Source organism: Priestia sp. BR_2, from assembly GCF_041954005.1.
GTDB lineage: Bacteria > Bacillota > Bacilli > Paenibacillales > Paenibacillaceae > Paenibacillus_AQ > Paenibacillus_AQ lautus_A.
The window spans coordinates 12550-26486 of sequence record NZ_JAVFHM010000058.1 but is presented as its reverse complement, the minus strand read 5'-3'; the positions used below and the strand labels follow the sequence as shown (position 1 = coordinate 26486).

Genomic DNA, 13937 nt, shown 5'->3' with positions numbered 1-13937 from the left:
CCTGACTCGCAGGAACAGCTTACGTTATTCGCGTCGATAGGCGTTTTTCTTAAAGCCGGTGCATCGTAAACGTCATCAAACGGTCCCATGACTTCAAAGCCTGAGTTTGATAATATAGAGGCATTAGATGTTTTTCCTCGAATATGTTAAGTTCAAGCATATGGGAAAAGCTAAGGATAGGTGAACGTTCTTGAAAATATACGAAAAAGCACCGGCCAAAATCAATTTGATGCTGGATGTACTCCATAAACGTCCTGACGGCTTTCATGAGGTAGAGATGGTCATGACGATGATCGACCTCGCCGATCGGCTCGAAATGTCCGAACAGAAGCGGGACACCATCATCATCACCTCGCAGGCAGGATACATACCGCTGGACGAGAAGAATTTGGCCTTTCAGGCAGCAAGACTAATCAAAGAGCGCTACGACGTGAAGAAGGGTGTACATATCCACCTGGACAAAAAAATTCCCGTTGCCGCGGGACTCGCAGGAGGCAGCAGCGATGCGGCGGCAACGCTGCGCGGCTTGAACCGCCTCTGGGGGCTCGGTATCCCTAAGCAGGAGCTGCTCGCCCTCGGAGCCGAGCTCGGCTCCGATGTGCCGTTCTGCGTGACCGGCGGCACGGCATTGGCTACGGGGCGCGGCGAAGTCCTCACGCCGATCCAGAATCCGCCGCAATGCTGGGTGATCGTGGCGAAGCCGCCGATCAATGTGTCGACGGCGGAGGTGTATGGCCGCTTGCGCAGCGAGCAAATTCAGTCCCATCCCTCGGCTGAGCGGATGGTGGACGCGCTGGCGCAGGGCAGCTTCCAGCAGATGTGCCAGTCGCTGGGCAACGTGCTTGAAGAAGTCACCTTGAAGATGCACCCGGAAGTTCAGCAGCTGAAGGAAGGTATGCTGAAATTGGGCGCTGACGGCGCGCTGATGTCCGGCAGCGGTCCTACCGTCTTCGGGCTGGTCTCCAAGGAATCCAAGGTGGCCCGGATTTACAATGGCCTTCGGGGCTTCTGCAAGGAAGTGTATGCCGTTCGCCTGCTCACTTAGAAACGGTTGGAATTGACAATTCGGGGGCGAATTGCAATCAAAGTTGTATAAATACGTACAAAAGTGTTATATTTAACATATAATATTCGGATTTAGCGAGGAACCCTAGGTGAAAAAATTAAAACGAAGCGAACGATTGGTCGATATGACCCAATATTTACTATCCAAACCGCATACGCTGATTCCGCTGACAACGTTCGCCGAGCGATATGGAGCAGCCAAGTCGTCCATTAGCGAGGATTTGGCGATCATTAAGGACGTATTTGAGAGCGAGGGGCTCGGAGAGCTTCAGACGCTGGCCGGCGCGGCCGGAGGGGTAAGGTACATTCCGAAGCTGCGCAGAGACCATGCCCTGCGCTTTGCGGAGGAGCTGTGCCAGCAGCTTCAGCAATCGGATCGGATTCTGCCGGGCGGCTACCTGTACATGTCCGATCTGCTCGGACAACCTACGCTCATGAACGAAGCGGGCAAGATCATTGCGACGGCATTCTCCGACCGGGAGATCGATGTGGTCATGACCGTGGAGACCAAAGGAATTCCGTTGGCCTATGCGACGGCGGCGCAATTGAACCTGCCGGTCGTACTAGTTCGCCGGGACCATCAAGTGACGGAGGGGTCGGCCGTAAGCATCAATTATGTGTCGGGCTCGCACAAGAGCATCCATACGATGTCTTTATCCCGCCGGGCGCTCAAGGAACGCTCCCGGGTGCTGATCGTGGACGATTTCATGAAGGCAGGAGGCACCATTCAGGGGATGGTCGATCTGCTGGGTGAATTTAATGCCGAAGTCGCAGGCGTCGGGGTCCTCGTGGAATCGGGATCGGTAGAAACCGAGGAAAGACTCCTGGAGGACTATATTTCACTCGCGGTTTTGAGCGACGTAGACTCCAAAACCAAGAGAATTACCGTCAAACCTGGTAATTATTTCGAAAACTAGGCACGCGGTTTTTGTCGATATAATAGCGTTTTCATTCGAATCGGCACGAAGTCTGTCGAAAATATCACATTCTAAAAAAAATTCCTGTTTTTAGGACATTTTGTAGTAGAAAAAAGAAGGATTTCGGGTTTGCTGTGTGGAATTATACACCAAGTCTCTGATGGAAAAAGGTGGTGAACACATATGCAAATTACGGATGTCAGACTCCGCCGTGTTAACTCTGAGGGGAGAATGAAGGCAATCGCATCCATTACCATCGATAATGAATTTGTCGTTCACGACATTCGCGTCATCGACGGAAACAATGGAATGTTTGTTGCAATGCCGAGCAAACGCACTCCTGACGGAGAGTTCCGCGACATTGCCCATCCCATTTCTTCCGGTACCCGCGAGAAGATTCAATCGGCTGTATTGGCCGAGTATGAGCGAGCGGCTACTGAAGAAGAAGTGATTGAAGAAGGCGCTTAAGTTTTATAATTGGGGTTCAAGGAAAAGAGAGCCATACCTATGGCTCTCTTTTCTTTTTTTGTAGAATGATATATATTCAGTAGTGAGTTCAAGAGGAGGAGGCATGGCCCTTGAAAAGATTTGCTATTGTGCTCGCCGCTGGGCAGGGCAAACGTATGAAATCCAAACTATATAAAGTGCTGCATCCTGTTTGTGGCAAGCCGATGGTCGGACATGTGGTCCAAACGGTACAGCAGGTGAACTGCGAACGCAGTGTTGTGGTCGTTGGCCACGGCGCGGAAGCGGTTCGCACCTATCTGCAAGACGCAGCCGAGTATGTTCTGCAGGAGCAGCAGCTCGGAACGGGTCACGCCGTGAAGCAAGCCAAGGAACTGCTTGGCGGTGAAGAGGGATCCACGATCGTCATTTGCGGGGACACTCCGCTGGTGACGTCTGAGACGCTGGAGAATCTTCTGAAGCTTCATGAAAGCAGCAACGCGGCCGCCACGGTGCTCACCGCGCATATGGATAACCCGAAAGGCTACGGCCGGGTCATTCGAGGCGAGGATGGAAGCGCGCTTCGGATCGTCGAACAGAAAGATTGCAGTCCGGAAGAGGACGCCGTCACTGAAATTAATACCGGTACCTATTGCTTTGACAATAAAAAGCTATTTGCTGCACTGGATAACGTAACCAACCAGAATGCGCAGCAGGAATATTACTTGACCGATTGCATCGGCATCCTGAAACAAGCCGGCGAGACCGTGCTTGCTTATCAGACGGATGACTACGCCGAATCGATTGGCGTCAACGACCGTCTGGCATTGTCGGAAGCCGAAGGCTTCATGAGAGAGCGCATCAACCGCTCGCACATGTTGAACGGTGTTACCATCATTGACCCGACTTCTACGTATATCGGAGCCGACGTTCAGATTGGTTCGGATACCGTGCTTTATCCCGGTACCGTTCTGAAAGGGAACACGGTAATCGGCGAAGACTGCGTCATCGGGCCGGACACCGACATCGAGGACTCCGTTATCGCGGATGGTGCCAGCGTCAAACATTCGGTGCTCAGCAGCGCTGAAGTCGGCTCCCGAACCTCGGTAGGGCCTTATGCTTATCTCCGTCCGGGGGCAAAACTCGGAGCTGACGTGAAGGTGGGCGACTTCGTCGAAGTGAAGAACGCGACGATTGACGACGGCTCTAAGGTATCCCATCTCAGTTATGTTGGCGATGCCAAAGTCGGCAAAAACGTCAATATCGGCTGCGGTGCGATTACAGTCAACTATGATGGTTATAATAAGTCCATTACCGAGATTGAAGATGATGCATTTATCGGCAGCAACGTGAATTTGATTGCACCGGTGAAGGTGGGCAAGGGCGCATTCGTTGTTGCAGGCTCGACCATTACGCATTCCGTCTCGGACAATGATCTGGCCATCGCCAGACAGCGTCAGGAGAACAAGCCAGGGTACGCAGAGAAGATCCGGGCACGCGCCATCGCCAAGAAGAACAAGAAATCGTAATTATCCCTGCTTCTCTTTTCCAAGATAAGAAGCGGTGATCGGATAGCCTAATTCAACGAACCAGCACGGAGGGTTTTTATTCTATGACTTATCTTGATTCTAAATTAAAAATATTCACGTGTAATTCCAATCCTAAACTTGCCCATCAAATCGCTGATTACATCGGCATTCCGATGGGAGAGTCGCATACAACCAGCTTCAGTGACGGCGAGATTCAAGTTAAGCTCTCCGAGAGCGTACGGGGTTGTCATGTCTATATTGTGCAGTCCACTTGCTTGCCGGTGAATGATAACCTGATGGAGCTGCTGGTTATGGTGGATGCGCTCAAGCGGGCATCCGCGAAGAGCATCAACGTGGTTATTCCGTATTACGGATATGCCCGTCAAGACCGTAAAGCGCGTTCGCGGGATCCGATCACCGCTAAGCTGGTTGCCAACCTGATCGAAAAGGCAGGGGCTCATCGCGTCATTACGATGGACCTGCATGCGATGCAGATTCAAGGATTTTTCGATATTCCGGTGGATCATTTGCTTGGCGTGCCGATCCTTGCCCAATATTTCCGTTCGAAGCAGATCGAGAACCCGGTCGTTGTATCTCCGGATCACGGCGGCGTGGTTCGTGCGAGAAAGCTTGCTGATTTTCTGAATGCCCCGCTGGCGATTATCGATAAACGCCGGCCGGAGCCGAATGTCAGTGAAGTCATGAACATTATCGGGAATATCGAAGGCAAGACCGCCATTTTGATCGATGACATTATCGATACCGCCGGAACGATTGTGCTGGGTGCCAATGCGTTGATGGAAGGCGGCGTGAAGGAAGTCTATGCGTGCTGTACGCATCCGGTTCTCTCGGGCCCTGCCCATGAGCGTCTGGAAAACTCCCCGCTGAAGGAAGTTGTCGTAACGGATACCATTCCGATCACCAATCCGAACCCTAGCAGCAAACTGACGGTACTGTCGGTTGCTCCGTTGATGGGTGAAGCCATCATCCGGGTTCACGAGGAATTGTCGATCAGCAAGTTGTTTGAAATAGAATAATAAACCGTGTAAAAGGCAGGGTTACATCTCCTCATGAGGGAAATGTAGCCCTTGTCGGCTATGACGGCATTACGGCCCTTGTCAGATGCAGATGGACAGCCATCAAGAAAACGTTTTCAAAATCATGACCTGCCAATATCAGGGCGACGTCCATCCCCTGTCAGTATCCGGGCCTGGAGATGAAAGTGAACGTACTCCGGTTGTACAGCGTTCCCTCAAGCTCGACAAAATAGGCGTCGACCGCAGTGATCAGACCCACGTCGATGTGACAACCGAGTTCATAGACCTGAACAGGGATGCCATGCTTCATATGGTATTGAAAATGGCTGTGATGCGTTAATTTCTGTTCGAAAGCTTTCAATGCCGATTCACCTTCTTATGAGGGCATAACGCCAATAGGTTTTGTTCATATTGTACTCAGAAATGCGCAAAGAAGAAAGTATAAATCGTGAAAGGAATCAACCTGTGATGAAATGGATTGTCGGACTGGGCAACCCCGGTCCCAATTATGAGAAGACACGCCACAATGTTGGATTCATGGCATTGGATGCCCTCGCAGAGCGCCATGGCCTGAAGTTCAATCAGAATAAGTGCAAATCGGTCATCGCCGAAGGAATGATTGGCGGCACCAAAACCGTCCTGATCAAACCGATGACGTTCATGAATCTCTCGGGCGAGGCTGTGCGTGCTTATATGGATTATTATAAGGTGAGCCTGGAAGACATGATTGTGGTTTATGATGATTTGGATACCGTCGTCGGTAAAATCCGCCTGCGGTATCAGGGCAGCGCCGGAGGACATAACGGCATCAAGTCCATCATTCAGCATACCGGGACCCAGAGCTTCAACCGGGTTCGAATGGGCATTTCGAGACCCGAGCCGGGTTATGCGATTGTCGACTACGTGCTCGGGACGTTCCCGAAGAAGGAGCGCGAACAGCTGCAGCACATGGTGGAAGAGACCTGTGACGCACTGGAATTCAGTTTGGGTCATACCTTTGAGCAGACTATGGCGAAGTTTAACAAGTCGTAGAAGAGCAACATAGATGAGGAACATAGATGAAGTATCCCGGTAAGATGACTCCGAGGCATTCGATAATGGGGACATCCGGGTCTTAAACAAGGGAAATCCGGACATACTGAAGGTAATATACGACCTTCAGGAGGCATATGATGGCGATAACCTATGTTTGCAGACATTGTCGAGCGTTCCAGGGCCGCATCGATTCCCATGATGTATCCGAAGCCCGTCTCGGATTTGATTCCTTGACCCCTGAGGAACGCAGGGATATAATAGCGTATGATTTTAACGGAGAAGTGATGGTTCGGGTAACCTGCGATCATTGCAGGGAAGCGCTCGAGGCCCATCCGGAACTCAGCCTTTTGGCAAACCCCCTGCAATGAGAGTATAATGGGGTACACGACGTTTTTTCGTAGATGACATACAGCGGCAGAGCCTGCCGCTGCTTTAGCCTTGGCAGTTTTGCTCAAGGCTTCTTTTCGGTTATAATTTTTCGGCAATCGTCTAAAATTCCATGAGAAATAGAGTCTAGGAAATTCATTTCTTTTGCATAAGAGAGGTGCCCCTTTTGTTACAAGCACTTATTGATGTATTTTCGAAGGATTCGGACTTCAAATCCATAACGTCTGGCGTTCATGCCGGCATGAGGGAGCAATTGATCTCCGGTCTTTCCGGGTCGTCCAGGCAGATCTTAATGGCTGCCCTGCACCAGGACCAGCAGCGCCCGCTGCTCGTGGTCACTCATAATATGTTTTCAGCCCAGAAAATCGCAGATGATTTACAGGAAGCGCTGTCATCGGATCAAGTGCTGTTATACCCTGCGAATGAACTGGTGGCGGCGGAGTCGGCCGTTTCAAGCCCCGAGACTCTGGCGCAGCGGATCGATGTGCTCGTCCGTTGTGCAAGAGGATTCCGGGGTATTGTCGTTGCGCCATTTTCCGGCGTGCGCCGCCTTCTCCCCGCTCCCGAGGTGATGTCCGATGCCCGAATCGTGCTTCACGACGGCGGGACCCTCGTGTTGGACGCCTTCCTCAACCGGATGATCGAGATGGGGTACGAACGCGTGGAACGGGTAGAGCGCCGCGGCGAGATGAGCGTCCGCGGGGGGATCATCGACTTCTACCCGATGACAACGGCCATGGCGTACCGCGTCGAGCTGTTTGATGAGGATATCGACTCGATTCGAACCTTTGATCCGACGGATCAGCGCTCCATCGACAAGGTCCGGGAGGTCATGATCACACCGTGCAAGGAAATCATTGCGGATGCGGAACGGCTCAGCCGCACGGCGGATACGGTGGTCCGCCTGCTGGAGGCGCAGCTTGAACGCATGAGCGACCGTCAGGCCAAGCTCCGGCTGCGGGATGAAATACACCGGGAAGTCGAAATGCTGCGCGAGCGGATCTACTTCCCTGAAATCTATAAATATATCTCCTTGTTGTATCCGGAGAAGACCAATTTGTACGATTACATGCCGAAGGATACGATTCTGATCATGGATGAGCCTGCCCGTCTGCTGGAAACAGCCAAGCAGTTGGAGCGGGATGAAGCGGAATGGAATTTGCATCTGATGCAAAACGGCAAATCGCTGCCGGATCTGCCGTTGTCCCTGGATACGGAGGAGCTGATTTATCAGCATCCTTACCAGAGTCTGATGATCTCCATCTTCCTGCGCCAGGTGCCGAGAATGCAGCCGCAGAACATCGTCAATGTCATTACGCGCGGCATGCAGGATTTCCATGGCCAGATGAACGTGCTCAAGGCCGAGATGGAACGCTGGAAGAAGTCAGGCGTCCAGGTCATGATGCTTGCCGGCGATGCGGAGCGGATGGACCGGATGCGGCGGGTTCTGCAGGACTACGGCATCGAAGAACCGGTTATGCTGGAAGGCCATCTCCAGAACGGCTTCGAGATGCCCTCGGTTCACGCGGCCATTATTACGGAGAGCGAGATGTTCTCCTCAAAGCAGCGAAAAACACGCAAAACCACGAAGAATATGGACAACGCCGAGCGCATCAAGAGTTATACGGAGCTCAAGGTCGGCGATTATGTAGTGCATCAAAACCACGGCATCGGGAAATATATGGGGATCGGGACGCTCGAAATCAACGGAATCCATAAGGACTACATGCATATTCTCTATGCTGGGGGCGATAAGCTGTCCGTTCCGATCGAACAGATCGATCTCATCCAGAAATATGTAGGTTCCGAGGATAAGGAGCCGAAGGTTTACAAGCTGGGCGGAAATGAATGGACGCGGGTCAAGAACAAGGTTCGTTCCTCCGTTCAGGATATCGCCGACGATCTGATCAAGCTGTATGCCGAGCGTCAGTCTGCGCCGGGGTACGGATTTGAGAAGGATACGTCCGAACAGCAGGAATTCGAGGACATGTTCCCTTATGATGAAACCCCCGATCAGCTTCGGGCCATTACCGAAATCAAAAAAGACATGGAGCAGAACCGGCCGATGGACCGGCTCTTATGCGGTGACGTCGGTTACGGGAAAACGGAAGTGGCGGTTCGCGCTGCATTCAAGGCGGCGATCGAAGGCAAGCAGGTTGCGGTGCTGGTACCGACCACAATTCTGGCCCAGCAGCATTACGAGACGTTCCGGGAGCGCTTCGCCAATTACCCGATCAATATCCAGGTGTTGAGCCGTTTCCGCAGCCGGAAGGAACAGAATGAGACGATCAAAAAAGTGAAGCAGGGCTCGGTCGATATTCTGATCGGCACACACCGACTCCTGTCCCAGGATATTGTGTTCAAGGACCTGGGGCTGCTGATCGTGGATGAGGAGCAGCGCTTTGGCGTTACGCATAAGGAAAAATTGAAAAAGCTGAAGACCAATGTCGACGTGCTGACGCTGACGGCAACGCCGATTCCGCGCACGCTGCATATGTCGATGCTCGGCGTTCGGGACTTGTCCGTGATCGAGACGCCGCCGGAGAACCGTTTTCCGGTGCAGACGTATGTCGTGGAGCATAGCCAGACTTTGGTGCGGGAAGCCATTGAACGGGAGCTGGCCCGAGGTGGCCAGGTATACTATCTCTACAATCGGGTTCAAGGGATCCAAGAGATGGCAGCCCAGATATCGATGCTGGTGCCGGAGGCCCGCGTAGGCGTAGGGCATGGCCAAATGTCGGAAACGGAGCTGGAGAAGACCATTCTCGATTTCCTGGACGGCGAATACGACGTATTGGTGAGCACAAGCATTATCGAGACGGGTGTCGACATTCCGAATGTCAACACGCTTATCGTGCACGATGCCGACAAAATGGGCCTCTCCCAGCTGTACCAGCTGCGTGGGCGCGTCGGACGTTCCAACCGGATCGCGTATGCCTATTTCACGTACCAGCGGGATAAGGTGCTGACCGAAGTAGCCGAGAAGCGGCTGCAGTCGATTAAAGAGTTTACGGAGCTGGGCTCCGGATTCAAGATTGCGATGCGGGACTTGTCGATCCGCGGAGCGGGCAACTTGCTCGGGGCGGAGCAGCATGGCTTCATCGCTTCGGTCGGGTTCGACCTGTATTCGCAGATGCTGGCGGAGGAGATTCAGAAACGCAAAGTCAGCATGCTGGGCGAGCCGTCATTGCCGTCGAAGGACTGGAACACGTCCATCGATTTGGGGATTGACGCTTACCTGCCGTCCGATTACATCTATGACAGCATTCAGAAGATCGAAATTTATAAAAAAGTGGCCGTCGTTTCCTCGATCGACGAATCGGCTGAGCTTGAGGACGAGCTGCTTGACCGCTTTGGCGAGCTGCCGCTGGCGGTAAGCAACCTGCTTGCCGTATCCCGCTTGAAGGTATATGGGCGTACGTACGGGATCGATTCCATTACCCAGCGCGGGGACGACGTCCTGCTGCAGTTTTATGAAGGGCAGGATAAAGCGGTGGACACCGCAGGGCTTGCGCAAATTGGAAATCAGTTCGAAAGACGTGTACAATTTGAACAAGGGCCGGCGATGGCCATTCGAATCAAAGGCAAGGGACTATCCGATCAACAACTGTTAGAATTGCTTGAGCAATTCCTGGAGGCTGCACAAGGGCCATTCAACCTGAAGGGAGAACTACAAAATGCCGTCAAGAAATAATAAGGCATGGAAGACGTTTATTGTATCGATCACAGCTGTACTATCCATGTCGATGATCGCTGCGTGCGGAAACGACAAGACTAAAGGTGCCGAAGAAGATAACAGCAAAATCATTGTCAAATATAAGGGTGGAGAAATTACCGAGAAGGAATTTGACCTGGAACAGCGCATGATTCAGTTCATGTCCCCGGAATATGCCCAATTTTTGCAAATGGATGAATTTAAGGAGTATTTGGCGAAACAGGGGGTAGCGTATGAGTACCTGTACGCCAAAGCTGACGATAAAGCCAAGGAAGCTGCCGAGAAGCAAACGGATGATTTGTTAAAGCAGCAAAAAGCCGGAATGGGCGAGGAACAGTTTAAATCCGCCCTGGAATCTCAAAAATTGACGGAGGACGACCTGAAGAATTATATGCTTCGCGTCATGACCGTCATGGAGCATGAGAAGAATCAGGTAACCGAAGAGGATATCAAGAAGGAATTCGATGCGAACAAGAAGGACTATACCAACATTAGCGTTCGTCATGTCCTGATTGCTTTTCAAGATGCCGAAGGCAAGGAGAGACCGGAGGGCGAGGCGCTCAAAATTGCCAAGGAGGTACAGTCCAAGCTGAATAAAGGGGAGGAGTTTGCTGCTTTGGCGAAGGAATATTCCCAGGACCCGGGCTCCAAGGACAGCGGAGGCCTGTATGAGAACAAGCCGGCCGGCAGCTGGGTGCCTCAATTTAAGGAAAAGGCCCTAACGCTGGAACTGAACAAAATCAGCGATCCGGTAGAAACCGATTACGGCTACCATGTCATGAAAGTGGAGAAGCGCGAGGAAGTGACGTATGACAAGCTTCCAGCCGATCAGAAGGAAGGCATTCGGAGCGAACTGGCTTCGGCGAAGATCGACAACTTTATGCAAAATGAACTCAACAGCCTGATTGAGAGCATGAATCTTCCGAAGAGCGAGAATGCGGACAAGCCTGCCGAAGGCGCGGGCGACCAGAAGACGGACGGCACGACCGACAAACCGGCAGAGGGCGACCAAACACCGGATGCAGGCAAGGAAGATACGGGTAAATAAGCCCGTGGCCCGTGGACCGGCATCGGCACAAGGATATTGTGCTGCGAGTGATGCCAAATCGACGGCCAGCGTGATGATGAAATGGCGTGATCCTGTGAATCCATAACGTGCGATGCGCGCGTTATGGATTTTTTCTCCCCAACGGGCGGTGAAGTCGCTCCTGACGAGATTTATTTTTGGATTTCGCAACCAACAGAGGGTAGATGATGTATAAGGAATTGGGAATGGATGAATACTATGGTCAGACATTAACTCTTATATACCTGGGGACATCCTCTTCCCGAATGGAACAGTAGTTGAAAAATCTTCTTATGAAAGTGGGGCAACAAGTGACATGAAAGCTACTGGTATCGTCCGCCGTATTGATGACCTCGGGCGCGTGGTCATTCCAAAAGAAATTAGACGCACACTGCGGATTCGCGAAGGCGACCCGCTCGAAATCTTCGTGGACCGGGATGGCGAAGTCATTCTGAAGAAATATTCACCGATCGGTGAATTGGGCGATTTTGCGAAGGAATATGCAGAGTCCCTTTATGAGAGTACAGGCCACATCACGATCATATCGGACCGTGATACGTTTATCGCCGTTGCAGGCGGCTCCAAGAAGGAGTATTTGGACAAGCCGATCGGCAACCTTCTGGAAAACTGCATGGAAAATCGCAAGACGGTACTGGAAAGCAACAACGGTACGTATGAGATCAGCAAAGACAATCCGGAAGCGTTGTCCGCTTTTGTCGCCGCGCCTATCATTGCAGGAGGAGACCCGATTGGCAGCGTCGTGCTGCTGAACAAGGACGAATCCGTGAACATGGGCGAGATGGAAGTGAAAATGGCTGAAACTGCCGCAGGTTTCCTCGGCAAGCAAATGGAACAGTAGACGAGGACATCGTTCCTTGGATGGAGACTCCCGCTGAACGTTGATCACAGGGTCAATCGGCAGCCGGGAGTTTTTGTTTGTCCGGTCGATTTTTGTGCCACTCTCCCACCCTTGGTTATAATGGAGGTACGCATGGCAGCGTCTGCATGAGGATCGGCTTGCGATGCGAAAGAAGAGACTAGGGGATTGGAAGAGGATATGAAACCAGATCAAACCGGGGCAAGGCTGCTGCAGGGAGCGTTTATCCTCAGCGCAGCCGCCATTCTGTCCAAGCTGATTGGCACGCTGCAAAAAATACCGCTGCAAAACATGGGCGGCGATGCCGTCTTTGGCATCTACAACACGGTTTATCCGTTCTATATGATGATCATTACGATCGCGGCGATCGGCTTTCCCGCGGCCGTATCCAAGTATGTGGCAGAGTATGAGGCGGAAGGGCGCACTCGGGACGGTCATCGGCTGTTGCGCTTGTCCTCCGCCGCGCTGGTGCTGTTCGGTTTGATCCTCGGTTTCCTGATGTACGCCTGCGCTCCGTGGATCGGGAAGTGGATCGGCAGCAGCCAGGTAATACCGGCTCTCCGCGCAGGAGCTTTGGCGCTTGCCTTCGTGCCCTGGATGTCGGTACTGCGCGGTTACTTTCAGGGGCTGCATAATATGGTGCCGACGGCCATCTCCCAGATTACGGAGCAGATGGTCCGCGTCGGGGTCATGATCGTGCTGCTGCTCTACCTGATCCGTGTCGGCGCCGATGCCGACGTGATTGCGGCGGGGGCGCTGCTTGGATCTGCTGCCGGCGGTGCCTCCGGGCTTTTGGTGATGGGGATCTACTGGCGCAAGCATATCCGGGCATCTCGGAGCGCTTCGCGGGGAGCAGCAAGGCACGAATTCGGAGAGTCCGGTATGAACAAAACGGAGATGCGTGCCGATGTAACTAAAGAGGGAGCAGGTGTTCTGCTTGGCCGCCTGCTCGCTTATGGCATCCCGGTCTGCCTCAGTCTGCTGGCGGTTCCGCTGATCGGACTGGTGGACACCTTCACCGTGCCCCGGCTATTGGCGTCCGGCGGACTTGGCGAATCGCTGGCCATGGCGGAGTTTGGGGTCTATAACCGCGGCCTGCCGCTGGTCCAGCTGGTTACGATGCTGGCCGCTTCCTTGTCGGTGCTGTTCATCCCTGCGTTGGCGGAAGCCAAGTTCAAGGGAGAATCGGACCGGGTCGCAAGCCAAAGCCGCATGGCCCTTCGCTGGTTCTGGCTGATCGGCATGACGGCCTCCGTAGGCCTGGCTGTGCTCGCTGAGCCGATCAATATCATGCTGTATGAAGATGCCGCAGGTACGGGCACGATGCAGGTGATTGCCTTTACAGCGGCCGGGGGGACCCTGAGCACGATTACGGCAGCGCTGCTCCAGGGCATCGGCATGGTCAAGGGGCCGGCGATTCACCTGCTGGCTGCGGCAGGTCTGAAACTGCTGCTCAACCTGCTGCTGGTGCCGCAGTTCGGCATTACCGGCGCGGCCATCGCCGGCGTGGCAGCGCATCTGACCGCCGCCGCGCTCAACCTCGCGCTGCTCTCGCGAAGGGCCGGCGCCCGCCTTGACGCCGGCGGGATGCTGGCGAGGACGCTGCCGGTCCTCGCTGCGGTGGCGCTGGCCGCCTGGGGCGCAGGTGCCGCGTCCGGCGGCCTTCTGGGGGCGGCCGGCGTAGCTCCGGGCCGCCTGACCCACGCGGTCGCGAGCCTGAGCGGCGTCGCGGCCGGCTGCGGCGCCTTCCTCATCGGCGCCGCGCTCACAAAGCTCCTCACCGAGGAGGAGCTTCGGATGCTGCCGAAGGTCGGAAGACCGCTGGCAGCCTTCTTGCGGGCCCTGCGCGTGCTGCGCTGAACCGG

General features: G+C 53.6%; 12 protein-coding genes. 11 read left to right on the top strand and 1 reads right to left on the bottom strand.

What is annotated here, in order from left to right:
- Positions 1-190 precede the first annotated feature (190 nt).
- The 5 genes from ispE to RB298_RS01090 all read left to right on the top strand — a co-directional run bounded on the left by ispE (position 191) and on the right by RB298_RS01090 (position 4992).
- Positions 191-1045: a 4-(cytidine 5'-diphospho)-2-C-methyl-D-erythritol kinase gene (ispE, locus tag RB298_RS01110; protein ID WP_096777323.1), complete on the top strand. Its 855-nt coding sequence runs from the start codon at positions 191-193 to the stop codon at positions 1043-1045.
- A gap of 109 nt (positions 1046-1154) precedes the next feature.
- Positions 1155-1982 (top strand): pur operon repressor, encoded by an 828-nt coding sequence (purR, locus tag RB298_RS01105; protein ID WP_012818313.1) that lies wholly within the window; start codon positions 1155-1157, stop codon positions 1980-1982.
- Positions 1983-2165: 183 nt separating this feature from the next.
- Entirely contained in the window at positions 2166-2450 is a 285-nt protein-coding gene (gene spoVG, locus RB298_RS01100; RefSeq protein WP_006207419.1) for a septation regulator SpoVG, read from the top strand.
- Positions 2451-2560: 110 nt separating this feature from the next.
- Complete coding sequence (gene glmU / locus RB298_RS01095; protein ID WP_096777322.1) at positions 2561-3955, top strand: bifunctional UDP-N-acetylglucosamine diphosphorylase/glucosamine-1-phosphate N-acetyltransferase GlmU; 1395 nt, start codon at positions 2561-2563, stop codon at positions 3953-3955.
- Between the two features lie 83 nt (positions 3956-4038).
- On the top strand, positions 4039-4992 hold the full coding sequence (locus tag RB298_RS01090) for a ribose-phosphate diphosphokinase (protein WP_006207421.1): 954 nt from the start codon (positions 4039-4041) through the stop codon (positions 4990-4992).
- Between the two features lie 160 nt (positions 4993-5152).
- Here RB298_RS01090 and RB298_RS01085 read toward each other — a convergent pair whose 3' ends face one another.
- Positions 5153-5353: a hypothetical protein gene (locus RB298_RS01085; protein ID WP_006207422.1), complete on the bottom strand. Its 201-nt coding sequence runs from the start codon at positions 5351-5353 to the stop codon at positions 5153-5155.
- Positions 5354-5460: 107 nt separating this feature from the next.
- On the opposite strand from RB298_RS01085, the gene pth reads away from it, so the two are divergent.
- The 6 genes from pth to RB298_RS01055 all read left to right on the top strand — a co-directional run bounded on the left by pth (position 5461) and on the right by RB298_RS01055 (position 13932).
- Entirely contained in the window at positions 5461-6024 is a 564-nt protein-coding gene (gene pth / locus RB298_RS01080) for an aminoacyl-tRNA hydrolase (RefSeq protein ID WP_012818314.1), read from the top strand.
- Positions 6025-6164: 140 nt separating this feature from the next.
- Positions 6165-6395, top strand: coding sequence for an anti-sigma-F factor Fin family protein (locus RB298_RS01075; protein ID WP_009591947.1), 231 nt, complete (start codon positions 6165-6167; stop codon positions 6393-6395).
- Positions 6396-6580: 185 nt separating this feature from the next.
- Complete coding sequence (gene mfd / locus RB298_RS01070) at positions 6581-10108, top strand: transcription-repair coupling factor (RefSeq protein ID WP_096777321.1); 3528 nt, start codon at positions 6581-6583, stop codon at positions 10106-10108.
- Positions 10092-11177: a peptidylprolyl isomerase gene (locus tag RB298_RS01065; protein WP_486045351.1), complete on the top strand. Its 1086-nt coding sequence runs from the start codon at positions 10092-10094 to the stop codon at positions 11175-11177. The genes mfd and RB298_RS01065 overlap by 17 nt, the downstream gene beginning before the upstream one ends.
- Before the next feature lie 334 nt (positions 11178-11511).
- On the top strand, positions 11512-12054 hold the full coding sequence (gene spoVT, locus RB298_RS01060; protein ID WP_009591908.1) for a stage V sporulation protein T: 543 nt from the start codon (positions 11512-11514) through the stop codon (positions 12052-12054).
- Positions 12055-12252: 198 nt separating this feature from the next.
- Positions 12253-13932: a putative polysaccharide biosynthesis protein gene (locus RB298_RS01055; RefSeq protein WP_486045349.1), complete on the top strand. Its 1680-nt coding sequence runs from the start codon at positions 12253-12255 to the stop codon at positions 13930-13932.
- The last annotated feature ends 5 nt before the right edge of the window (positions 13933-13937 follow it).

What these genes read in the sequence shown, in the direction of transcription:
- spoVG (WP_006207419.1), top strand. Translation starts at nt 2,166, where the DNA reads ATGCAAATTACGGATGTCAGACTCCGCCGTGTTAACTCTGAGGGGAGA.
- RB298_RS01090 (WP_006207421.1), top strand. Translation starts at nt 4,039, where the DNA reads ATGACTTATCTTGATTCTAAATTAAAAATATTCACGTGTAATTCCAAT.
- pth (WP_012818314.1), top strand. Translation starts at nt 5,461, where the DNA reads ATGAAATGGATTGTCGGACTGGGCAACCCCGGTCCCAATTATGAGAAG.
- RB298_RS01075 (WP_009591947.1), top strand. Translation starts at nt 6,165, where the DNA reads ATGGCGATAACCTATGTTTGCAGACATTGTCGAGCGTTCCAGGGCCGC.
- RB298_RS01065 (WP_486045351.1), top strand. Translation starts at nt 10,092, where the DNA reads ATGCCGTCAAGAAATAATAAGGCATGGAAGACGTTTATTGTATCGATC.
- spoVT (WP_009591908.1), top strand. Translation starts at nt 11,512, where the DNA reads ATGAAAGCTACTGGTATCGTCCGCCGTATTGATGACCTCGGGCGCGTG.
- RB298_RS01055 (WP_486045349.1), top strand. Translation starts at nt 12,253, where the DNA reads ATGAAACCAGATCAAACCGGGGCAAGGCTGCTGCAGGGAGCGTTTATC.